The 20,920-nt window shown below is 71.2% G+C and carries 16 protein-coding genes; 8 read left to right on the top strand and 8 right to left on the bottom strand.

Features of this window, described 5'->3' with window-relative positions:
- Positions 1 to 24: 24 nt before the first annotated feature.
- Complete coding sequence (locus ACFV9G_RS01975; protein WP_378724428.1) at positions 25 to 1,065, bottom strand: isopenicillin N synthase family dioxygenase; 1,041 nt, start codon at positions 1,063 to 1,065, stop codon at positions 25 to 27.
- Positions 1,066 to 1,291: 226 nt separating this feature from the next.
- On the opposite strand from ACFV9G_RS01975, the gene ACFV9G_RS01970 reads away from it, so the two are divergent.
- Positions 1,292 to 4,513: a BTAD domain-containing putative transcriptional regulator gene (locus tag ACFV9G_RS01970; RefSeq protein ID WP_378724426.1), complete on the top strand. Its 3,222-nt coding sequence runs from the start codon at positions 1,292 to 1,294 to the stop codon at positions 4,511 to 4,513.
- On the opposite strand, the gene catC is transcribed toward ACFV9G_RS01970, so the two are convergent.
- Genes catC through ACFV9G_RS01950 form a run of 4 tightly spaced genes read right to left on the bottom strand, consistent with a single transcriptional unit; the run spans position 4,510 to position 7,711 of the window.
- On the bottom strand, positions 4,510 to 4,788 hold the full coding sequence (catC, locus tag ACFV9G_RS01965; RefSeq protein WP_008361945.1) for a muconolactone Delta-isomerase: 279 nt from the start codon (positions 4,786 to 4,788) through the stop codon (positions 4,510 to 4,512). The genes ACFV9G_RS01970 and catC overlap by 4 nt on opposite strands.
- Positions 4,788 to 5,663 (bottom strand): catechol 1,2-dioxygenase, encoded by an 876-nt coding sequence (gene catA, locus ACFV9G_RS01960; protein ID WP_378724424.1) that lies wholly within the window; start codon positions 5,661 to 5,663, stop codon positions 4,788 to 4,790. Before catA ends, catC begins: the two co-directional genes overlap by 1 nt.
- A 36-nt stretch (positions 5,664 to 5,699) precedes the next feature.
- Positions 5,700 to 6,803, bottom strand: a complete 1,104-nt coding sequence (locus ACFV9G_RS01955; RefSeq protein ID WP_378724422.1) for a mandelate racemase/muconate lactonizing enzyme family protein — start codon at positions 6,801 to 6,803, stop codon at positions 5,700 to 5,702.
- Positions 6,800 to 7,711: a LysR substrate-binding domain-containing protein gene (locus tag ACFV9G_RS01950; RefSeq protein ID WP_378724421.1), complete on the bottom strand. Its 912-nt coding sequence runs from the start codon at positions 7,709 to 7,711 to the stop codon at positions 6,800 to 6,802. Before ACFV9G_RS01950 ends, ACFV9G_RS01955 begins: the two co-directional genes overlap by 4 nt.
- A 197-nt stretch (positions 7,712 to 7,908) precedes the next feature.
- On the opposite strand from ACFV9G_RS01950, the gene benA reads away from it, so the two are divergent.
- From benA to ACFV9G_RS01915, 7 genes are all read left to right on the top strand, one after another.
- Entirely contained in the window at positions 7,909 to 9,276 is a 1,368-nt protein-coding gene (gene benA / locus ACFV9G_RS01945) for a benzoate 1,2-dioxygenase large subunit (protein WP_378724419.1), read from the top strand.
- A gap of 2 nt (positions 9,277 to 9,278) precedes the next feature.
- Positions 9,279 to 9,806, top strand: coding sequence for a benzoate 1,2-dioxygenase small subunit (benB, locus tag ACFV9G_RS01940; RefSeq protein WP_378724417.1), 528 nt, complete (start codon positions 9,279 to 9,281; stop codon positions 9,804 to 9,806).
- Between the two features lie 9 nt (positions 9,807 to 9,815).
- On the top strand, positions 9,816 to 12,557 hold the full coding sequence (benC, locus tag ACFV9G_RS01935) for a benzoate 1,2-dioxygenase electron transfer component BenC (RefSeq protein ID WP_378724415.1): 2,742 nt from the start codon (positions 9,816 to 9,818) through the stop codon (positions 12,555 to 12,557).
- A gap of 70 nt (positions 12,558 to 12,627) precedes the next feature.
- On the top strand, positions 12,628 to 13,902 hold the full coding sequence (locus ACFV9G_RS01930) for an MFS transporter (protein WP_378724413.1): 1,275 nt from the start codon (positions 12,628 to 12,630) through the stop codon (positions 13,900 to 13,902).
- 20 nt (positions 13,903 to 13,922) lie between these two features.
- Entirely contained in the window at positions 13,923 to 16,595 is a 2,673-nt protein-coding gene (locus tag ACFV9G_RS01925) for a LuxR C-terminal-related transcriptional regulator (protein ID WP_378724411.1), read from the top strand.
- Complete coding sequence (locus ACFV9G_RS01920; RefSeq protein ID WP_378724409.1) at positions 16,592 to 17,821, top strand: benzoate/H(+) symporter BenE family transporter; 1,230 nt, start codon at positions 16,592 to 16,594, stop codon at positions 17,819 to 17,821. Before ACFV9G_RS01925 ends, ACFV9G_RS01920 begins: the two co-directional genes overlap by 4 nt.
- The gene (locus tag ACFV9G_RS01915; protein WP_378724407.1) at positions 17,818 to 18,546 is read left to right on the top strand and encodes an alpha/beta hydrolase family protein; all 729 of its coding nucleotides are present in this window, start codon (positions 17,818 to 17,820) and stop codon (positions 18,544 to 18,546) included. Before ACFV9G_RS01920 ends, ACFV9G_RS01915 begins: the two co-directional genes overlap by 4 nt.
- Here the strand turns inward: ACFV9G_RS01915 and chrA are convergent.
- From chrA to ACFV9G_RS01900, 3 genes are read right to left on the bottom strand one after another with little or no spacing between them, the layout of a single operon-like run.
- Positions 18,533 to 19,897 (bottom strand): chromate efflux transporter, encoded by a 1,365-nt coding sequence (chrA, locus tag ACFV9G_RS01910; protein WP_378724405.1) that lies wholly within the window; start codon positions 19,895 to 19,897, stop codon positions 18,533 to 18,535. The two genes, ACFV9G_RS01915 and chrA, sit on opposite strands and share 14 nt — an antisense overlap.
- A complete protein-coding gene (locus tag ACFV9G_RS01905) occupies positions 19,894 to 20,325 on the bottom strand; it encodes a chromate resistance protein ChrB domain-containing protein (RefSeq protein ID WP_378724404.1) in 432 nt (143 codons plus the stop codon). Before ACFV9G_RS01905 ends, chrA begins: the two co-directional genes overlap by 4 nt.
- Complete coding sequence (locus ACFV9G_RS01900; protein WP_378724403.1) at positions 20,322 to 20,837, bottom strand: Chromate resistance protein ChrB; 516 nt, start codon at positions 20,835 to 20,837, stop codon at positions 20,322 to 20,324. The genes ACFV9G_RS01905 and ACFV9G_RS01900 overlap by 4 nt, the downstream gene beginning before the upstream one ends.
- Positions 20,838 to 20,920: the final 83 nt, after the last annotated feature.

Below are 20,920 nucleotides of genomic sequence, written 5' to 3'. Positions count from 1 at the left end.
CGACGCATTCGCCAGCACAACTGGTCAGCGACCCGCGGTGAGCACGCGGGCCGCCTCCCGGCCGGCGGCCGCATTGAGGACGCCGGCGCGGGAGCCCGCGAGCTTGGCGGCGATGTGCTCGTCGACGGTGACGTCGCGGTAGAGGCGCGGGTGCACGTCGTCGACGAACCCCGGCAGCGGGCCGATCTTGGCCTCGGCGTCGCCGTCGAAGAAGTACGCGGCCGACCGGCGTCGCTGGATGGTGCCACCGACGATCGGCGGCTTGACCCGGTGCAGCGTCGAGAGCCACTGCTCGTTCGTCAGCCGGGTCGTGAGGTCGCCGAGGTTGATCAGGAGCGCACCCTCGGCCGGGCTGACGTCGTGCCACTCGCCACCGTGCAGGACCTGGAGGCCCTTGACCCGGTCGGCCCACAGGATCGTGACAATGCCGTAGTCGGTGTGCTCGCCCATCCCGATCATGTCCTCGTCGACCTCGACGCGGGTGCCTTCGGGCAGGGCGTAGTTGTTCATCCGCAGGACCTCGATCGGGTGGGCCGCGAGGCTCGCGATCGTGCCCCGTTCCACGTCGAGCGCGTCCTCGAAGATCGTGACCATGGTGCGTGCGACCCGGGCGGCCTCGGCGCGCCAGGCGTCGATGCGGACCTGGAAGTCGGGGATCGCGGGCCAAGTGTTCTCCGCGTAGTGCGCGGCGACCAGGTCGGCGTCGGGATGGTCGGAGACCGACGAGCCGACGTTGAAGGCCTCGAAGAAGTCCTTCATCCGCGTCTCGGACTGCACGCCGGCGCTGAGCGCGAGCGTCTCCGACTTCGGCGGGGTGTAGCCACGGTTCTCGGCGGCCGGGCGGCGCCACCGGGTCTTCTCTGCGAGCGGCAGGGCGAAGAGGTCGTCCATGGCCGCGGCCAGGCCTTCGGCCACCGACGGAGCGACGTCGTGGCCGAGGATCTGGATGAAGCCGACCTCACGGCAGGCGGTGTCGATGGCGGCCGCGACGGCCGCCTTCTCCTGGGGTGTTCCGCCCTGGACGTACGCAGCGATGTCGACGGCGGGGACATGGAAGGTGCTCATGGGTGATCTCCTTGCTCGGAGCAGACGGTGGTCGTGCCCGGAGGTGTCCGCTTTCCCGGCCTGGAGGCCTTGCTGTCCGTTGAACTCGGGCTCCACCACAGTAGAACGCCGAGGTTTCCGTGCTATTGCGGGTCGAGTCGACCAGGCGTCGCCCGCAGCGAGCGCCGTATAGTCCAGCATCGACCGACTCGATAGGATTTCGTGGTGACTCACCAGGCTCGGGGCCTTGACGGAGGCCAGGGTGCGCCGTGAAGGGTCGTTCGGTCCCTGGCTCCGGCAGATGCGCGAGGCGCGCTCGCTGACCCAGGGTGCGCTGGCCCGCGCCTCGGGTCTCAGCGTCGCCTCGATCCGGGATCTCGAGCAGGGGAGGACGAGGCGTCCGCGGACGGCCTCGCTGCGTGCGCTCGCCGATGCGCTGGACCTCACCCAGGAGGAGACGGCCCGGTTCGCCGAGGACCCCACGCCGGGTCGCGAGGCGGCCGAGAGCGCGGACGCGAGCATCGCCGTCCTCGGCCCGACCGTCGTCGTCCGTGACGGGGCGCCGCTCGACGTGCCCGACCAGGTCGGGCTGCTGCTGAGGCGGCTGGCCCTGGAGCCGGGGGAGAGGGTCGCCCGCGACGAGCTGCTCGACCTGCTGTGGCCGGAGCTGACCTCCGAGGCCGCGGGCCGGCGGATGGCCCAGCTGCTCCGGCGCCTGCGTGCCCTCGTCGCGCCGATCGCGGTCACCCAGGAAGGCAGCACCCTGCGCCTGGACGCCTCCGCCGACGAGCTCGACCTGGTCCGGTTCCGGGAGCTGGTCGAGAGTGGCGACATGGACGCGTTGACCCGGGCGGTGCGCCTGTGGCGTGGGCGCCCCGAGGGGTTCGAGCAGGCGCCGTGGCTCTCGGGCGCGGTCGAGGACGAGTACGTCGCGGTCGTGCTCAGCTGGGCGAGCCGGGCCGCGGAGGAGGGCCATGTCATCGAGGCGCTCCCGATCGTGGCCGAGCTCGCCCGGCTGCGGCCGCTGGACGAGCCGTTGTGGGCGGCGTACGTGAAGGCGCTGGCGACGGCCGGTCGCCAGGCCGAGGCGCTCGCGGCCTACGACACCGCTCGCAAGGCTCTGGCCGAGGAGCTCGGGCTGGACCCGAGTCCGGTGCTCGAGGACGTGCATCAAGGCACGCTGGAAGGACGCTGGCACGCCAGGCGACCGACGCTGGTCGAGGGCGCGCGCCGGCGGGACGTACCTCGCGAGATGCCGGCGGCGCCGGTGCTGATCGGACGCGATGTCGAGCTGGCGACGCTGGAGGCCGGGCTCGGCGACGGGGGCGGTGCGGCGGTGCTGGTCACCGGTCCGGCGGGCTCCGGCAAGAGTGCGCTGGCGCTGAGCGCGGCGGCCCGGCTGAGCGGCGACTTCCCGGACGGCCAGCTCTACGCCGACCTCCACGGTGTCTCGGGCGAGGCCGTGGAACCCGGATCGGTGCTGAGGCGGTTCCTGCGCTCGCTCGGCCTCTCCGGCCAGCAGATCCCGACCGACGACGCCGACGCCGCGGCACTCTTCCGCAGCGAGCTCTCCGACCGGCGGATGCTGATCGTGCTGGACAGCGTCGACAACCCCGGCCAGGTCATCCCGCTGCTGCCCGGTCTCGGTGCCACCCGGACGATCATCACCAGCCGCCACCGGCTGCCGGCCCTCGCGGGCTTGATCGACCTGGCGCGACAGATCCACCTCGGCGAGCTCGGCACCGACGCCTCCGTCGACCTCATCGGCGCGATCGTCGGCCAGGAGCGCGTCGCCGCCGCGCCTCGTGCGAGCGAGTCGCTGGCGCTGGCCTGCGGCCGCCTCCCGCTCGCGCTCAGGATCGCCGCGGCTCGGTTGCTGAGCCGCCCGGAATGGTCGATCGAGACCTACGCCGACCGACTCACCGCGAGCTCGCACCGCCTCGCCGAGCTGGCCGTCGGCGAGGTGAGCGTCGCGGCGAGCCTCGAGATCTCCTATGCCGCGATGCCGACCGAGGCGCAGCGCGCCTTCCGGCTGTGCTCGCTGATCTCGGCCTACGACTTCGACCCTGCCCCGGCGTGCGCCGTCCTCGACCGCGACCCGGACACCACACAGCGGCTGCTCGAGGACCTGGTCGACGCCAACATGCTGCAGACCGTCAGGCCCGACGACAGAGCCGACGACGGTGTCGGCCGCTACCACTACCACGACCTGCTCCGGCTCCATGCCGGCGATCTGACCGCCGCCGATCCCGAGCAGCCGGAGGCGCAGGGCCGGCTCGCCGACTGGCTCCTCGACACCGCGGTCAGCGCTGCCGACACGGTCTATCCGGGCCGCCTGCGCGCGCTGGAGATCGAGTCGTCGCCGGGCAACCGCTTCGACTCGGCCGACGACGCCCGCACCTGGCTCGACCGTGAGGCCCAGCTGCTGATCGCGTTCACGAAGCAGGTCGCGACCGACCCACGCCGACGCCACTACGCCTGGAAGCTCGTCGACCAGTCCAGGATCCACTACCGGACCCGCCTCGACGTGACCACCTACCTCGACCTCGTCACCGTGGGTGTCGAAGCGGCCATGCACGAGGACGAGGTCCGCGCCGAGGCCTTCCTGCGTACGCTGCGCTCCGACGCCCTCGAGGTTCTCGGCCGGATGGACGAGTCCTGGGCGGAGGCCGACCGGGCGCGACGCCTCCTCGACGTGAGCGGATGGATGCCGGGGCAGGCGTTCGCGGCCATCGTCGAGGGCCACCGCTACCGGGTCGCCGACTCGGGACGCGAGGCCGAGGCCGCCTACGTGCGCGCGCTGGAGATCCTCGGCGACGCCGAGGGCGCCGAGGGGCTGCGCTCCTGGGCCCACCAGGCGTACGGCATCACCTGCACCGAGCAGGGCCGCTTCGAGGAAGCGCGCGCCCACCAGCTCAAGGCGGTCGAGCTGAGCGAGGCACAGGGGAGCCCGACCCCTCTCGAGCTCGCGACCCTGGCTGCGGCCGAGCGTGCCCTGGGCATGCTCGACTCAGCGGGCTCACGGCTGGAGTCGGCGCTGGCGCAGGCCACGCACAACCGGAGCCCGTTCGCCGAGGCCAACGTGCTCGAGGAGCTCAGCCTGCTCGCCCTGGTGCGGGGCGACCACGCCGCCGCGCTCGAGCTCGCCGACCGGGCCCACCTGACCGCGCGAGCCCACGGGGACGTACGTTTCGTCGCCTCGACGGCGTGCAGCTATGCCGCTGCTCTCGACGCGACCGGGAGCCACCGCGACGCCGCCGAGACCTATGAGTACGCGGTCCGGCTCAGCCACGCGCACATCGCCTCGTTCACCGAGACCCGTGCCCGGATCGGGTTGGCGAAGGCGCTCCACGCCGAGGGGGACGACGACACCGCCCGGGTCCATGCCCACCGGGGCCGGCAGCTGGCGATCGAGCACGGCTTCGCGCCGTTGCGGCGCGAAGCCGACCGAGTGCTCGAACGCCTCTAGTCCACCTTGGACGGGTGCTTCGCCAAGGGCGTGACCTGGACGTCCATGTAGGGGAACAGCGGCAGGCCGGAGAGGATCTGGTGGAGCTCGTCGTGGGACTCGACGTCGAAGACCGAGAAGTTGGCGTACTCCCCGGCGATCCGCCACAGGTGCGGCCACTTCCCGGCGCGCTGGAGCTCCTGGGCGTAGGCCTTCTCGCGGGCGATCGTGTCGTCGCGGACGTCCGGATCCAGGTCGTGCGGGATCCGGACGTCCATGCGTACGTGATAGAGCATCAGCCGCGAACCGGGTCGAGGACGAAGCCGTAGTCGACGCTCACCGAGCCGTCCTCGCCGGCGACGGGCGCGAGCACGAGCTCGGGCTTGACCGCCGAGGCGATGTCGTCGTCGTTGTGCTCGTCACCGGGGAAGTAGAGCTGGGCGGTGAGGAGCTCGTGGCCCGGGGCCGACACCTTGACGTGCAGGTGTGCCGGACGCCAGGCGTGCCAGCCGGCGGCAGCGATGAGCTTGCCGCAGGAGCCGTCGGTCGGGATCTGGTAGGGAGCCGGCTGGATCGTGTGGATCTCGAAGGCGCCGTCGGAGCCGACGGTGAAGCTGCCGCGCAGGTTCCACTCCGGGATGCCGGGGGCGAACTGCGAGTAGAAACCGTCGGCGTCGGCGTGCCACAGCTCGACCTTGGCGCCGTCGAGCGGGGTGCCGTCGGTGGAGGTGATCTTTCCGGCCCAGGTCAGCGGGGTGCCGGACTCGCCCTCGCGCATCGGGATGGTGCCGTTCGCGCCCTGCTCCGGGGCGGCGGGGACGTAGTAGGGGCCCTCGATGGTGCCCTTGTTGCCCTCGCGGTGCTCGGTGGCGACCTTCTCGATCTCGTGCTCGACCCAGACGTCGAGGAAGAGCGGCCACTCGCCGTCCTGGCCGACCTGGATCAGCCACGCCTTGAGCGCGTTGTACTCGTCGTAGCTGACCTTCTCCTCGCGGATCGTGTCGTAGATCGCGCCGAGCACGCGCTTGGCCAGCACGTCGACGCGCTCGGGCGGGGTGTCCTTGACGGCCTCGAACGGCGACTTGTCGGCAGCGAACCGCTCGGTGGCGGAGGCGCCCGAGGCGGCCGCGGAAGCTGCCTCGGTGGACTCGAGGGTCTGGTCGGTGGTCATGGGTGTGTCCTCTCGTGTTGCGGTGGGGTCAGGTGTTCAGTTGTCGGTGCGGTAGCGATCGAGCTTGTCGGCATCGATCTCGACCCCGAGGCCGGCACCAGGACGTACGGCGAGCTCGCCGTCGCGGATCTCGAGCGGCTCGGTGAGCAGGTCATCGGCCATGTCGAGGAAGTTGGAGAGCTCACCGGCGCGGCGGGAGGTGAGCCGGTGGGCCGCGCCGAAGGCGATCGAGCAGGCGCTGCCGAGCTGGCCATCGATCTGGTTGCCCATCACGACCTCCAGCCCGAGGCCCTCGGCGAGATGGAGCACCTGCTGCGACCCGGTGAAGCCGGTGCGCGCGGTCTTGATGCTGATCGCGGTGGCGGAGCCGCCGAGCACCTCGCGGGTCACGTCGGCCGCCGTCGGGACCGACTCGTCGGCGATGAACGGCACGTCGACCTGGCTGACCAGCCAGCGGCGCCCGAGGACGTCGTCGGCGGGGTTGAGCTCCTCGGCGAAGAGCAGATCCAGGTCGGCCATCTGCTTCATCGCGCGGGCGGACTCGGCCGCGGTCCAGCCGCGGTTGCCGTCGACGTACAGCTCGATCTCGGCGCCGAACCGCTCGCGCAGCGCACGGACGACGGCGGTGTCGAGCTCGATGGGGGAGCGGCCGACCTTCACCTTGAACGTCGAGATCCCGTACGTCTCCCGCATCCGCTCCGCCTCGGCGACCATCGCCTCGGGGGTGTCGAAGCCGAGCATGTGGGAGACCCGCATCCGGTCGGTGAAGGCACCGAGCAGGTCGACGACCCGCAGGTCCAGGGTCTTGCCGAGGGCGTCCCAGATCGCCATGTCGACGGCGGCCTTCGCGGTCGGGTTGCCGACCGTGCGCTCCATCAGGGCACGGGCCGTCTCGCGCTCGAGCAGGGTGAGCCCGGCGAGCTGCGGGGCGAAGAGCTGGTCGATCACGGCGATGATCCCGGCCTGGGTCTCGCCGTAGGTGAACGGCCGCGGCGGCGCCTCGGCGACACCCACGACACCGTCGTCGGTGTGCACCCGGACGAGCACGTGCTGGGCGGTGTGGACCTCGCCGGAGGCGAATCGCAGCGGCTTGCGATAGGGGATGGCGAACGGGATCGCCTCGATCTTGGTGATCTTCATGATCGGGGAACTTCCAGACGGGGTGCGGTGAACAGGTCGGCGGCCTCGAGGATCGCGATGACGGCGTCGACGACGGGGTTGTCGTCATCGGTGCGGTAGGCGAGGGAGAGCTCGACGCTGCCCGCGTCGAGCAGGTCGCGGAAGACCACGCCCTCCAGCGGGAGAGCGCGGACCGAGGCCGGGACGACCGCCACGCCGAGGCCCGCGGCGACCAGCGCCAGCAGGACCGCGGTGCTGGGCGCCTCGTGCTCGCGGCGCGGCACGAACCCGGCCTCGCGGCAGCTGCGCAGGACCGCCTCGTTGACCGCCGAGTCGCGGGCGCTGTAGGCGATGAACGGCTCGGTGCGCAGGTCGGCCAGGGCCACGACGGGCTCGACGGCGAGCCGGTGGTCGACGGGGATGGCGAGCGCGAGGGGCTCGACCTCGAGGGTGCGCAGGGTCAGCCCCTCGCCGGTCGCGGGCGGCCGCAGTACGCCGAGGTCGAGCGCGCCGCTCTGCAGCCGCTCGCACTGGGCCGGGGTGAGCAGGTCGGCGTGGATCTCGAGCGCCACCTCGGGCAGCTCGCGCTTGACCACCCGGGCGATGCCGGGCAGGTGCGAGAAGGAGGCGGTGCCGGTCAGGCCCAGGCGGACCAGACCGTGGCGGCCGGCCCCGATGCGGCGTACGCCTCGAATGCTGTCGTCGACGGCGGCCAGCACCCGGGCGGCCTCGGTGCGCAGGAACTCGCCGGCCGGGGTCAGGGAGACCTGGCGGGTCGTCCGGGTGAACAGGGTGACGTCGAGCTCGGACTCGAGCTGGCGGATCGCCTGGGAGAGCGCCGGCTGGGCGATGTGCAGCTGCGCCGCGGCCTGCCCGAAGTGGCAGGTCTCGGCGACCGCTGCGAAGTACCGCAGGTGGCGTAGCTCCATGGAAGCGCTCCTCAGAAAAGCTGGTGACGATCGCCACACTAGGTCCGCGATAGATAAACAACAAGGACGAAACTGACGCCTATTGATCGATTCGAATGATCAATAGATGCCTAGGTCGGAACTGGGCATTCGCCTGGTGTGACGACCGCCACTGCCTTGCGAAGGTGTGGTGACCGTCACCCGTTGGAGGCATCACCATGACCGCACCGCTCACCGAGAGCCTGGGCCACATCGAGAACGTCCTGTCGGACGCCGTGGTCGAGGACCGCGAGGCCGGGATCTACCGCGCCAACCGCCGGATCTTCACCGACGAAGAGGTCTTCGAGCTGGAGATGAAGCACATCTTCGAGGGCAACTGGATCTACCTCGCCCACGAGAGCCAGGTGCCCAACCCCGGCGACTACTTCACCACCTACATCGGGCGGCAGCCGGTGATGATCACTCGCGACAAGGACGGCGAGCTGCACTGCATGATCAACGCCTGCGCCCACCGTGGCGCGATGCTGTGCCGGCGCAAGACCGACAACCGGATGACCTTGACCTGTCCGTTCCACGGCTGGACGTTCCGCAACGACGGCACCCTGCTCAAGGTCAAGGACCCCGACGACGCGGGCTACCCGGAGAGCTTCAACACCGAGGGCTCGCACAACCTGACCCACGTGGCCCGCTTCGACAGCTACCGCGGCTTCCTGTTCGGCTCGCTCAACGAGGACGTACTGCCCCTCGAGGAGCACCTCGGCGACACCGTCAAGGTGATCGACATGCTGGTCGACCAGTCGCCCGACGGGCTCGAGGTGCTGCGCGGGTCCTCGACCTACACCTACGACGGCAACTGGAAGGTCCAGGCGGAGAACGGCGCCGACGGCTACCACGTCACCGCCACCCACTGGAACTACGCCGCCACCACCTCGCGGCGCAACACCGGCGAGTCGAAGAACACCACCAAGACCGTCGACGCCGGCAGCTGGGGCAAGGCGGGTGGCGGCTACTGGTCCTATCCGAACGGCCACCTGTGCCTGTGGACCTGGGCGGCCAACCCCGCCGACCGACCGCTGTGGGACCAGATGGACACGCTCAAGGAGAAGTTCGGCGAGGCCAAGGGCGAGTTCATGGTCAAGGGCTCGCGCAACCTGCTGCTCTATCCGAACGTGTACCTGATGGACCAGTTCTCGACCCAGATCCGGCACTTCCGTCCGATCTCGGTCGACCAGACCGAGGTCACCATCTACTGCATCGCCCCCAAGGGTGAGAGCCCTGAGTCCCGGGCCTGGCGGATCCGGCAGTACGAGGACTTCTTCAACGCCTCCGGCATGGCCACGCCCGACGACCTGGAGGAGTTCCGCTCCTGCTTCCTGACCTACCAGGCCTCCGCGGCTCCGTGGAACGACATGAGCCGCGGCGCCGAGCACTGGCACACCGGACCCGACGAGGTCGCCGAGGCCCTCGACATGCCAGGCGTGATCTCGGCCGGTGCCAAGAACGAGGACGAGGGTCTCTACCCGGTCATGCACGCGCAGTGGACCGAGCAGATGCGTACGGCCATCGCGAACGAGAAGGGCAACTGACCATGACGCTCACCCAGAACGCCGCCCCGGCAGGGGCGAAGCTCATCACCCAGAACTCGATCGAGCAGTTCCTCTACCGTGAGGCCCGCTTCCTCGACGACCGCGAGTTCGAGAAGTGGCTGGAGTGCTACGCCGACGACGTCGTCTACTGGATGCCCTGCTGGGACGACGCCGACCTCCTCACCGAGGACCCGCAGACCGAGATGTCGCTCATCTACTACCCCAACAAGGGTGGCCTGGAGGACCGGGTCTTCCGGATCCGTACGGAGCGGTCCTCGGCCACCTCGCTGCCGGAGCCGCGTACGTCGCACAACATCAGCAACGTCGAGGTGATCGAGCGCCGCGGTGACCTGGTCGACGTGCGCTTCAACTGGCACACCATGTACTTCCGCTACAAGACCGTCGACCCCTACTACGGCACGTCGTTCTACACGATCGACTTCTCCGGCGAGCAGCCGCAGATCCGCCGCAAGACCGTGGTGCTCAAGAACGACTACATCCACCACGTCGTCGACATCTACCACGTCTGAGGCATCACGATGACTGCAACCGCTGAGCCCATTTCTGGCGAACCCGCCACCGGGGTAGCCACCCATCAGGTCGCCCTCTCCTTCGAGGACGGGGTGACCCGGTTCATCACCGTCCGTGAGGACCAGACCGTCGCCGACGCGTCCTACCGCCAGCGGATCAACATCCCGCTCGACTGCCGCGACGGCGCCTGCGGGACGTGCAAGGCGCTGTGCGAGTCGGGGGAGTACGACGGCGGCACCTACATCGAGGACGCGCTCTCCGAGGCGGAGGCCGCCGAGGGGTACGCCCTGCCGTGCTCGATGAAGCCGCGCTCGGACCTCGCGCTGCAGATCGCCACCACCTCCGAGGTCGCCAAGACCGGCGCCGCGAGCTACACCGGCGCCGTCGTCGGCCTGGACCGGCTCAGCCCCACCACGGTCGAGCTCTCCATCGACATCCCGAACCGGGGCGAGCTGGCCTTCCTGCCCGGGCAGTACGTCAACATCGCCGTGCCCGGCACCGAGGTGACCCGGTCCTACTCCTTCGCGAACGCCCCGCACGAGGAGCGGCTCGTCTTCCTGGTCAAGCTCACCCCGGGCGGCGCGATGTCGACCTGGCTGACCGAGCGCGCCACCGTCGGTGACGAGGTCACCTTCACCGGGCCGAACGGGTCCTTCTTCCTGCGCGAAGCACGCCGGCCCGTGCTGATGCTGGCCGGCGGCACCGGGCTCGCACCGGTGCTCTCGATGCTGCGCCAGCTCGATGTCGACGGCTGCGACCGCGGCGGCCGGCTGGTCTACGGCGTCAGCACCGACGACGACCTGGTCAAGCTCGACGAGGTCCGCGAGCTCGTCTCGCGGCTGCCCGGCTTCAGCTGGGACCACTGCGTCTCCGACCCCGACTCGACCGCGGCCAACAAGGGCTACGTGACGAGCCTGATCGGCGACGACGACCTGCACGACGGCGACGTCGCGATCTACCTGTGCGGCCCGCCGCCGATGGTCGAGGCGGTGCGTACCCACGTCTCCGGTGCCGGCCTCGAGCCCACCGGCTTCTACTACGAGAAGTTCGCCCTCGCGGTGCCAACCACTGCCGAGGCGTCGGCCCCGTCGCCCGCGTCGGCCGAGGCGTCAGCCGTGCACGTCGAGTTGGAGACGCACCCCGAGGCGCGTGGCATCGCCGGGCAGTCGATGCTTCCGGCGCTCGACCTCGGTCCCAGCGGATCGGCTGCCGTGGCGCGTGATGACGGTGATGTCGTACGCCGCATCGCCGGCCAGTTGGTCGCGCCAGCTCCCGCTGGTCGAGCCGTGAGCGCCAGCGAGCGTGTCGAGACCAACACGGTCGAGGACCTGATCGAGTCGCCCGAGGCGCGGAGCATCGGCGGTCAGGTGACGTTCGCTCGAGACGACTCTGTTGGTCTCGACACGCCTCCGCCTAGCGGCTCCGGCGGCTCGACCAGCGGAGGAGCCGGCAAGACCGGCGGGGACACCACCGAGGACGGCTACACGATCGGTGAGGAGCACCCGGACATCTCGGCCTCCGACGCGATCTTCGAGGCCCGGGCGGCGCTGGAGGTGGGAGCGCTCGATCTGACCATCGGGCGGCTCGACTCCCAGAAGCTGGCCGGCTACCGGCTGCTCGCCGAGTCCACCCTGCCGTACGTCGACGGAGACCGGTTCCTCGACGCCCACGGCTACACCGAGTCGAACGCCGCGTTCCACGACTACCTGTTCACCCTCACCGGCAACAGCCACCTGCTGGCCGCCTACCAGGCGCTCGGGGTCAAGGGCCGGATGGAGGACGTGCTGCGCAACGCCACCTGGTGCCACCCGCAGTGCACCCAGGACCACCTCGACATCGTCGAGGCCTTCGAGCGCGGCGACCGAGCGGCCGCCCGCGAGCTGATCAAGGCCCACAGCGAGCGGTCCAAGGAGACGATGCGGCGCGCGATGGCCGAGTCGGCCGCCGCGACCAGGCCGCGGTTCATCACCCCGGGCCGGTTCGCCGGCCAGGTCGTGGTGGTCACCGGCGCGGCCCAGGGCATCGGCGCGCAGGTCGCGCGACGGGTGGCCGCCGAGGGCGGCAAGGTCGTCCTCGCCGACCGCTCGCCGCTGGTGGCCGAGGTGGCCGAAGAGCTCACCGGCCAGGGCGCGACCACGAGCGCGGTCGAGTGCGACCTCGAGCACTACGAGGGCGCGGCCGCGCTGGTGGAGCGGGCGCTGGAGACGTACGGCCGGATCGACGTGCTGATCAACAACGTCGGCGGCGCGATCAACTTCAAGCCGTTCACCGAGTTCACGGCCGACCAGATCGACGCCGAGATCACCCGGTCGCTGATGACCACGCTCTACGCCTGCCGGGCCGCCCTGCCGGGCATGGTCGAGCGCGGCCACGGCGTCATCGTCAACGTCTCCTCGGCCGCGACCCGCGGCATCCACCGGATCCCGTACTCCGCGGCGAAGGGCGGGATCAACGCGATCACCGCCTCGCTCGCGCTGGAGTACGCCGGGTCGGGGATCCGGGTCACCGCGACGGCCCCGGGAGGTACGGAGGCTCCGCCACGCCGGATCTCCCGGGGCACTCCAACACCTCGGAACGACGCCGAGAAGGCCTGGTTCCAGGCCCACATCGACCAGACCCTCGAGACCTCACTGATGCACCGCTACGGCACGCTCGACGAGCAGGCCGCTGCGATCTGCTTCCTCGCCTCCGAGGAAGCCTCCTACATCACCGGCACGGTCCTGCCCGTCGCCGGCGGTGACCTCGGCTGAGCCACCAGGTCCTCTCTCGGGGCCGTCCCTCCCTTCGCGAGCACGCTCGCGTCACCCATGGAGATCACCCATGTCCGAATACACGCACGACAAGAACGGGCGTCAGCTCACCTGGGTCGTCGCGCTCTCCGCGCTGGCCCTGATGTTCGACGGATACGACCTCGTGGTCTACGGCACGGTGCTGCCGACCCTCATGGCAGACCCCTCCCAGATCGGGCAGCTCTCCGCAGGCCAGGCAGGGACACTGGGCAGCTACGCCCTCGTCGGCGTGCTCGTCGGCGCGCTGAGCGCCGGCGCGGTCAGCGACCGGATCGGCCGCCGGAAGGTCGTGCTCGCCAGCATCACCTGGTTCTCGCTCGGGATGGCCGCGACCGCGTTCGCCCAGTCGATCGCCGTCTTCGGCATCCTCCGCTTCCTCACCGGCATCGGGCTGGGTGCGATCCTGGCGACCGTCGGCGCCCTGGTCGCCGAGTTCGCTCCGCCGGAGCGGAAGAACCGGCTCAACGCGATCGTCTACAGCGGCATCCCCGCCGGCGGTGTGACGGCCTCCGTGATGGCGCTCATCATCGATCCGAGCGGCTCCAACTGGCGGATCCTGATGGCGATCGGCGCCGCTCCGCTGGTGCTCCTGCTGCCCTTCGCCATCGCCAAGCTGCCCGAGTCGCAGCTGTGGCTCGACTCCCGCGGCCGGGTCGCTTCGACCAGTGCCGCGCAGGAGGCGGTCGGCTTCAGTGCTCTGGCCCGCCGCCCGCTCGCGTTCCCGACGATGGTGCTCGGCCTGATGAGCTTCTCCGGCCTGCTGCTCACCTACGGCCTGAACACCTGGCTGCCGAAGATCATGGAGGACAACGGCTACGGCAAGGCGTACGCGCTCACCTTCCTGCTGGTGCTCAACGGTGGCGCGATCCTCGGCGGCCTTCTCGCCTCGTACGTCGCCGACCGCACCGGGGCCAAGAAGGTGGTCTCGACGACCTTCGTGCTCGCCGCCCTGATGCTGTTGCTGCTGCCCCTCGGGCTGCCGCTCTCCATCCTGTTCCCGGCCGTCGCGATCGCCGGCGTCGGCACGATCGGTACGCAAGTGCTGATCTACGGGCTCGTCGCCAACTTCTACCCGACCCGGGCCCGCGGCGCGGGCGTCGCCTGGTGCGCCGGGTTCGGCCGGCTCGGCGGGATCGTCGGACCGATCATCGGCGGGGCACTGGTCGCCGCCGGGGTCGGCGGCACCACCGCCTTCCAGATCTTCGCGGGGGTCGCCGTGCTCGGTGCCGTGGTGACCGTGGCCGTGCCGCGGTCTCCGGAGGAGACCGTCGTGAGCGTCACGCTCGACGACGGCGTACCAGCCTGAAGGGGGCCTAGGGTGTGACCGTGCTCATAGAACGAGCTGGGTGCGTCGGCCGCGAGGACGAGCTCGTCGAGCTCACCTCGCGGCTGGCCCTCACCCGCGCCTCCGGCTCCGCAGCCGTCCTCGTCCTCGGAGACCCGGGATTGGGGAAGACCGCGCTCCTGCGCGGACTGGCGGACCGGGTCGCGACCCCGGCGTTGAAGGCCCGTGCCGGTGCGTGGGAGCAGGACTCGCCCGGCGCGGTTCTCCGGCAGCTGCTCGGAGACGAGCCGCCGGCCGATCCGGCCGCAGCTGCCGATGTCCTGGTCGCGCGAGCCGCCGAGGCCGTCGCATCGGGGGAGGAGCCCGGCTTGATCCTGGTCGATGACGCCGACCTCGCCGACACGCTCTCGCTGCAGGCGATCGCCTCCGCGCTGCGCCGGCACCGCGACGCGCCGGTGCTCGTGGTGCTGGCGGCGACCCGCAGCACCCCGTTCCTCGGCGAGATCGCCGCCGAGACCGTACGCATCGAGGGGCTGGACGCGGCCGCGGTCGGTGAGCTGGCCTCGCTGCGCGGACGGGTCCTGCACCCGTCGATGGCCGAGGTCCTCGCCCGCCACACTGCGGGCAGCCCGCGCGACGCGGTCGCGCTGCTCGACGAGCTGCCGCCGACCCGCTGGGCACGGCCCGACACCCAGTTGCCCGCACCGGTCCACGTACGCGAGGAGATCCGGCTCGCGCTCGCCGGCTGCGGTCCGGAGGACCGTGCGCTGGCGGAGGCACTCGCCGTCCTCGGGGACGACGCCTCCCTGGGACAGGCCGCCACCCTGGCCGGCCTCGAGGATCCACTCTCCGCGGTCGACGCCCTGGTCACGGCCGGGCTCGTCGAGACCACCCGCGACCACCGCCCCCGATGGCGTACGCCGCTGGTCGGTGTCGCCGTGCTGGCGACGATGGGCGCTCGCCGGGCCGCCGATGCGCACCAGCGCGCCGCCGCGGTCGTGGACGACGAGGTCCGCCGGGCCCGGCACCTCGTCGCCGCCACCCCGCTGCCCGACGCCGAGCTCGCCGAGGAAGTCGCCCGGCTGGCCCAGCGCCGTGGCGACGAGGGCGCCTGGGCGGAGGCCGCTGCCCTCTACGGTGACTCCAGCCGGCTCACCGAGGACCCCGTGCGCCGCGACGACCGGCTGATCCGCTCCGTCGACGCCCTGGTCGCGGCGGGCGACGGCATGGGCGCCGCGGCGCTGGTCCCCATCGTCGAGAGCCTGCGCGAGACGCCGCTGCGCGACGCGGTGCTCGCCTATCTGGCGATCCTGCGCGGCCGCGCGACCGAGGCCGAGGTGCGGCTCAAGCGCGCCTGGGACATCGTCAACGCCGACCGGGAGCCGGAGACCGCCGCGCTGATCGCCACCCGGCACGTACTGCATTCGCTGGCGCTGTGCCGCGGTGACGAGCTGGTCACCTGGGCCGACCGGGCGATCTCGCTGGCAGGCCGCGACTCGGCGGCGGGCGTCGAGGCGGCCGCGATCCGCGGGCTCGGCCTGGCGATGGCCGGCCGGTTCGGGGACGCCCACGAGGCGTACGCCCTGGCCGCCCGCCGTGTCGGGCACAGCGCCCAGACCCAGCGGGTCACCATGGGCCGAGGCTGGCTCGACGTGCTCGCCGACGAGCCCGACGAGGCCCGCAGCCGCTTAGAAGGGGTCACCGACCCACGGGTCCTCGGCGGCTCGACCCGGATCTCGATGTGGGCGCTGGCCTGGCTGGCGCGGGTGCAGTTCCTGACCGGCGAGGGCGACGCCGCCCTACAGACGGTCGCGGCCGGACGGGCGCTCGCCGCCGAGTCCGGCATCGCCCTGGTCACCCCGCTGCTGGAGTGGACCGCCACCGAGACCCACCTGCTGCGCGGAAGCTGGGAGGACGCTGCTCGCACCGCCCGTGCCGCCGAGGTCGGGGCGCAGGGCTACGAGATCATGCGCGTCCCCGCACTCCTCGCCCGCGCTCACCTCGCCGAGGCCCGCAGCGACTTCCGTGCCGTCCTCCGCATCCTCGAGCCGCTCACCCAGGCTCCGGCCGGCAGCGCGCTGACCGAGCCCGCCATCTGGCCGTGGGCCGAGACGTACGCCGCCGCGCTGATCGCCGAGGGCCGGCTGGACGAGGCCGACGACTTCCTCCGCCCGCACGAGACCCGCGCCCGTGAGGAGCAGCACCGGTCCGCCCAAGCCAGGCTGGCCACCGCCCGGGGCCGCTGGCACGGTGCTCGCGGCGATCTCGCCGGGGTCCGCGACACCTTCGACCGTGCGCTCGAGCTGCTCGACGGGCTGCCGCTGCGCTACGAACGCGCCCGCGTCACCTTCGCCTACGGGCAGGCACTGCGTCGCGCCGGTCGCCGCCGCGACGCGGAGGCGCTGCTCTCCTCCGCGCGCGACCTGTGGGACGGGCTCGGAGCGCTGACCTACGTCGATGCGGCCCAGCGCGAGCTGCGCGCCGGGGGAGTGCGCGCGCCGCGCGGCCAGCGCGGGCCGGTGGACCTGACCCCGCAGGAGGAGACCGTCGCCGAGATGGTCGCCTCGGGGCTCTCCAACCGCGAGGTCGCCGCGCAGCTGTTCGTCTCGCCCAAGACCGTGCAGTACCACCTGACCCGCATCTACGCGAAGCTCGGCGTCCGCAGCCGGACCGAGCTCGCGGCGATGGCGGCCGAGCCGACGGAGGAGCCATGAGCACGCGTCTGGATGCCCGGGAAGCACCGACCGGCCTGAGGCGCGACCTGGGCCGTCACGAGCTGGTCAACGGTTTCATCGGCTTCCTGTTCTCCTGCACCGGCCCGGTCGCGGTGATCCTCGCCGTCGGCCAGGGAGCCGGGCTCTCCGCGGGTGTCGTCGCGTCCTGGGTGAGCGCGGTCTTCTGCCTCAACGGCGTGCTGACGATCATCGCCTCGCGCTGGAGCCGGCAGCCGCTGGTCTACTTCTGGACGATCCCCGGCACCGTTGTCGTGGGCCAGGCGATGGCCGCCGGCACCTCCTGGCCGGAGACGGTCGGCGGCTTCGTCATGGCGGCGCTGCTCCTGGTCGCGCTGGGCCTGACCCGGCAGGTCGACCGGTTCATGCACCTGCTGCCGATGCCGATCGTGATGGCGATGGTGGCCGGTGTCTTCCTCCGCTTCGGCACCGACCTGGTCCTCGCCGTCGACCGCGACCTGGTGATCGCCGGGCCGATGGTGGTCGCCTTCGTCGCCGTCAGCGCGGTCCCACGGCTGGCGCGCTGGCTCCCGGCGGTACTGGTCGCGCTCGCCGTCGGAGCGGTCGCGGTGGCCCTCGCCGACCGACCGGCCGTCGAGGTCTCCGGCCGCTGGCTGGTCGACCCGGTCTGGACGACACCCGTCTTCACCGGTTCCGCCTTCGTCGAGCTCACCATCCCGCTGCTGATCACGGTCCTGGTCGTCCAGAACGGCCAGGGCATGGCGGTCCTGAGGGCTGCCGGCCACGACCCGCGGATGAACCAGGTGACCGGCTGGTGCGGCGTCACGTCCCTGGTCGCGGCCCCGTTCGGCGGGGTGTCCACCTGCCTGGCCGGGCCGACCAACGCGCTGGTCACCGCCTCCGGCGAGCGACGGCGGCACTATGCCGCGGCGATCTGGTGCGGCGTACTCGCGATCGGATTCGGCCTGCTCGCCCCCGGCATGGTGCGGGTCATCACCACCATGCCCGAGGCGTACGTCGCCGTGCTGGGCGGCCTGGCCATGCTCAAGCCGCTCCAGGGCGCCTTCCAGACCGCCTTCAGCGGGCCCTACGTCACCGGCGCGCTGGTCACCTTCCTGGTCACCGTCGCCGACATCACCGTCTTCAACATCGGCTCCGCCTTCTGGGGGCTGGTGGTCGGTGTCGCGGTCAGCGTGCTGCTCGACCACGACAGCCGAAAGAGCCGCAACCGCGAGGAGAACTCATGACTCTGACAGACACCTACCCCGACGCGACGATGCGCTACGGCGCCACCGCTCGTCAGGTCGCCGACGTCTTCGAGCCGGCCGAGGCGACCGACTCGCTCGTGCTGCTGCTCCACGGCGGGATGTGGCGCGACTCCGACCGGATGCGCACCTGGTCCGCGGGCCGGGCGCTGGCCGATGCGGGCCACCTGACCGCGACGGTGGAGTACCGGCACGGACCCGGCCAGTGGCGGCAGGCCTTCGAGGACGTCGAGACCGCGATCGAGTCGATCCAGCTCAGCGGCCGGGAGTGGACCATCCACAACGACGCACCCCGCCGGATCACCCTGGTCGGACACTCCTCCGGCGGCCAGCTCGCGCTGTGGGCCGCCTCCCGCCCGGGCACCCTGGTCACCGGCGTCGTCGCGCTGGCCCCCGCCGCCGCGCTGACCGCGATGAGCCAGGAGGGCCTCGGCGACGGCGCGGTCGAGGAGTTCCTCGGCGGCACCCCGGCCGAGACCCCCGAGGCGTACGCCGCCGCCGACCCGCTCGGCCTTGCCCCTCGCGTCCCCGTGCGGATCCTGCACGGCGCCGCCGACACCGTGATCCCGCTCGCGATCTCCGAGCGCTATGCGGCAGCACACCCCGGCGTACGTCTGGAGGTGGTCGACGACGCCGACCACGCCGCCTGGGGCGACCCGACCTCGACCGCCTGGCCGCACCTGCTCACCGCGGTCAGCGAGGTATGAGGGTCGAGGCGAGCCCGAGCACCGCGCAGACGCCGAGCGTGCGCATTGTGGACCACTTGCGCCAGAACACGAGCGCGATCGCGACCGCGGTGATCGCGAACGCGACCGGGTCCCAGGAGGTCAGGACGGGGAGGTCGAGGTCGACCGGGCCCCACGTCAGGGTGCGGGATCGGTCGAACAGGGTGTGCAGCGTGAAGAAGAGCGCGAGGTTGGCGATCACGCCCACCACCGCCGCGGTGATCCCGGTGAGCGCCGCGGTGAGGTGGTGGTTGTTCCGGAGTCGCTCGACGTAGGGCGCGCCGAGGAAGATGAACAGGAAGCAGGGCACGAAGGTCACCCAGGTCACCAGCAGCGAGGCGAGGACGGCCGCGACCCAGGGGTCGAGCGAGCCCGGGTTGCGGTAGGCACCCACGAAGGCGACGAACTGCACCACCATGATCAGCGGTCCCGGCGTGGTCTCGGCGAGCGCGAGGCCGCGGACCATCTCGCCGGCCTTCAACCAGCCGAAGACGTTGACCGCCTGATGGGCGACGTAGGCGAGAACGGCGTACGCACCGCCGAAGGTGACGACGGCGGCGCCGGAGAAGAACAGGCCCTGGTCCACGAAGACGCTGTCGCGGCTGAACACGATCGCCGCCAGCGTCACCGGGGCGAACCACAGGAGAAGACCGAGCACGAGGACCTTCAGACCCCGAACCGTCGAGGGCGCGTCCTGATGGAGGACGTCATCGCTGATCAGCGGCTCCGGGCCGTCGTCCGTGCTGCCGTGACCCTTGCTCCGGGTGAAGGCGGGAACCCGCGTACCGACCAGCCAGCCGAGCAGACCGGCGACGACGATCACGATGGGGAACGGGACCTTGAAGACGGTCAGCGCGATGAACGAGGCGACGGCCATCGCCACCAGGATCGGATGGTGCAGCGCCCGCTTGCCGACGCGCTGAACGGCTTGGACCACGATCGCGATGACCGCGGGGGCGAGGCCGGCGAAGAGTCCGGTCACGAGTGCGGTGGACCCGGCGCCGACGTAGAGCGCGGAGAGGGCGAGGAGCGCGACGACACCGGGGAGCACGAACAGGACGCCGGCGATGAACCCGCCGAGAGTGCCGTTGAGCAGCCAGCCGACGTAGATGGCCAGCTGCTGGGCCTCGGGTCCGGGCAGCAGCATGCAGTAGTTCAGTGCATGAAGGAACCGCTGCTGACCGATCCAGCGCTTCTCGTCGACCAGCTTGTGCTGCATGACCGCGATCTGTCCGGCGGGTCCGCCGAAGGTCTGCAAGGAGATCGCGAACCATGCGCGGGTTGCCTCCCGCAGCGGGATCACGTCACGGGGTCGGGCCGTCTCGAGCGTCATGGGGTGTCCGTTCCGGTGAGGATGGTCCGTCGTAGGTAGGTGTGGACGGCGTCGAAGATCGGCGCGGTCAGCTCGAGGACGGCGTCGTCGTCGTGGACCACGGACAGCGCCCGCAGGATCAGGTCGAAGCCGGGCGCCTCCGGGGCGTCGTACGCCTCGTCCTCGAGGTCCGCCTCGTGGACGATCGCCGCGATCCGCCACAGCACGGGATCGTCGAGGCTGTAGCGGCGCAGGATGGTCTCGAACGTGCAGTCGTTGCCGTGGTGGCCGAGGTCGACGCCGCGCATGTCGAACGGGGTCGCATCCTCCGGCACGTCCTCGGGGTCGCTGACGAAGACGAACTCCGCGCCCGGGTCGATGCGTCGACAGATCAGCCACGCGCACGCGGCTCGGTCGATGTGGACGCCGACCCGGGTTGCCCACTTCATCGTCGTACCTCCGGCTCGGCGAGATCCGCGATGGCGTTGTCATGGAGCGTCGCGGCGAGCGTGGTGAGGGCCTGGCGGGCCTGCTCCCGCGCCGGTGGGCGGAAGAAGTCACGGCGTCGGATGCGGTTGTTCTCCGCACGCAGCCGCCGTAGTGCTCTGATGCGGTCGACCTCCTCAGCATCCAACGCCGCGACGGCGTCGTCGATGACCACCTGGTACTCCTCGGTGCGGGCGGAGTTCATGGTCTGTGCGAGATCGCGCCCTTGGGCCCGCGTCGTCGGCCGGGCCAGCCACACGCTCGCCCGTCCGCCCGACCCGACGGTCTGTTCGGCAGCCCACTCCAGCTGCTCCCGTGTCCGAGCATCGGCCGGTAGCGCCACCAGCCCATCGGCCAGCTGGACGACTCCAAGCCGCTTGAGGCTCCTCCACAGCGCCAACCGGGGCGTCGAGGGATCGCGCGGGAGCGAGTATGTCAGGAACACCCATTCGCCTGGTTCATCGATCTGCGCCATACCTTCACTGTAACCACGGTTACAGGAGCGATCCTCGGCTGGGTCCGTATGCGGAGATCGAGCCCCCATCTGGGAGGATCCCG

Origin of the sequence: Nocardioides sp. NPDC059952 (genome assembly GCF_042730435.1) — a bacterium.
In the GTDB taxonomy this organism is placed as follows: domain Bacteria; phylum Actinomycetota; class Actinomycetes; order Propionibacteriales; family Nocardioidaceae; genus Nocardioides.
Note: the sequence above shows the minus strand (reverse complement) of the source record. Positions and strands in the feature narration are given on the sequence as shown.

Excerpts from the sequence above, each read along its gene's own strand:
- ACFV9G_RS01905 (WP_378724404.1), bottom strand. The coding sequence starts at position 20,325 with ATGAAGTGGGCAACCCGGGTCGGCGTCCACATCGACCGAGCCGCGTGC.
- ACFV9G_RS01950 (WP_378724421.1), bottom strand. The coding sequence starts at position 7,711 with ATGGAGCTACGCCACCTGCGGTACTTCGCAGCGGTCGCCGAGACCTGC.
- ACFV9G_RS01900 (WP_378724403.1), bottom strand. The coding sequence starts at position 20,837 with ATGGCGCAGATCGATGAACCAGGCGAATGGGTGTTCCTGACATACTCG.
- benC (WP_378724415.1), top strand. The coding sequence starts at position 9,816 with ATGACTGCAACCGCTGAGCCCATTTCTGGCGAACCCGCCACCGGGGTA.
- ACFV9G_RS01915 (WP_378724407.1), top strand. The coding sequence starts at position 17,818 with ATGACTCTGACAGACACCTACCCCGACGCGACGATGCGCTACGGCGCC.
- ACFV9G_RS01930 (WP_378724413.1), top strand. The coding sequence starts at position 12,628 with ATGTCCGAATACACGCACGACAAGAACGGGCGTCAGCTCACCTGGGTC.
- ACFV9G_RS01920 (WP_378724409.1), top strand. The coding sequence starts at position 16,592 with ATGAGCACGCGTCTGGATGCCCGGGAAGCACCGACCGGCCTGAGGCGC.
- catC (WP_008361945.1), bottom strand. The coding sequence starts at position 4,788 with ATGCTCTATCACGTACGCATGGACGTCCGGATCCCGCACGACCTGGAT.
- chrA (WP_378724405.1), bottom strand. The coding sequence starts at position 19,897 with ATGACGCTCGAGACGGCCCGACCCCGTGACGTGATCCCGCTGCGGGAG.
- ACFV9G_RS01975 (WP_378724428.1), bottom strand. The coding sequence starts at position 1,065 with ATGAGCACCTTCCATGTCCCCGCCGTCGACATCGCTGCGTACGTCCAG.
- benB (WP_378724417.1), top strand. The coding sequence starts at position 9,279 with ATGACGCTCACCCAGAACGCCGCCCCGGCAGGGGCGAAGCTCATCACC.
- benA (WP_378724419.1), top strand. The coding sequence starts at position 7,909 with ATGACCGCACCGCTCACCGAGAGCCTGGGCCACATCGAGAACGTCCTG.
- ACFV9G_RS01955 (WP_378724422.1), bottom strand. The coding sequence starts at position 6,803 with ATGAAGATCACCAAGATCGAGGCGATCCCGTTCGCCATCCCCTATCGC.
- catA (WP_378724424.1), bottom strand. The coding sequence starts at position 5,663 with ATGACCACCGACCAGACCCTCGAGTCCACCGAGGCAGCTTCCGCGGCC.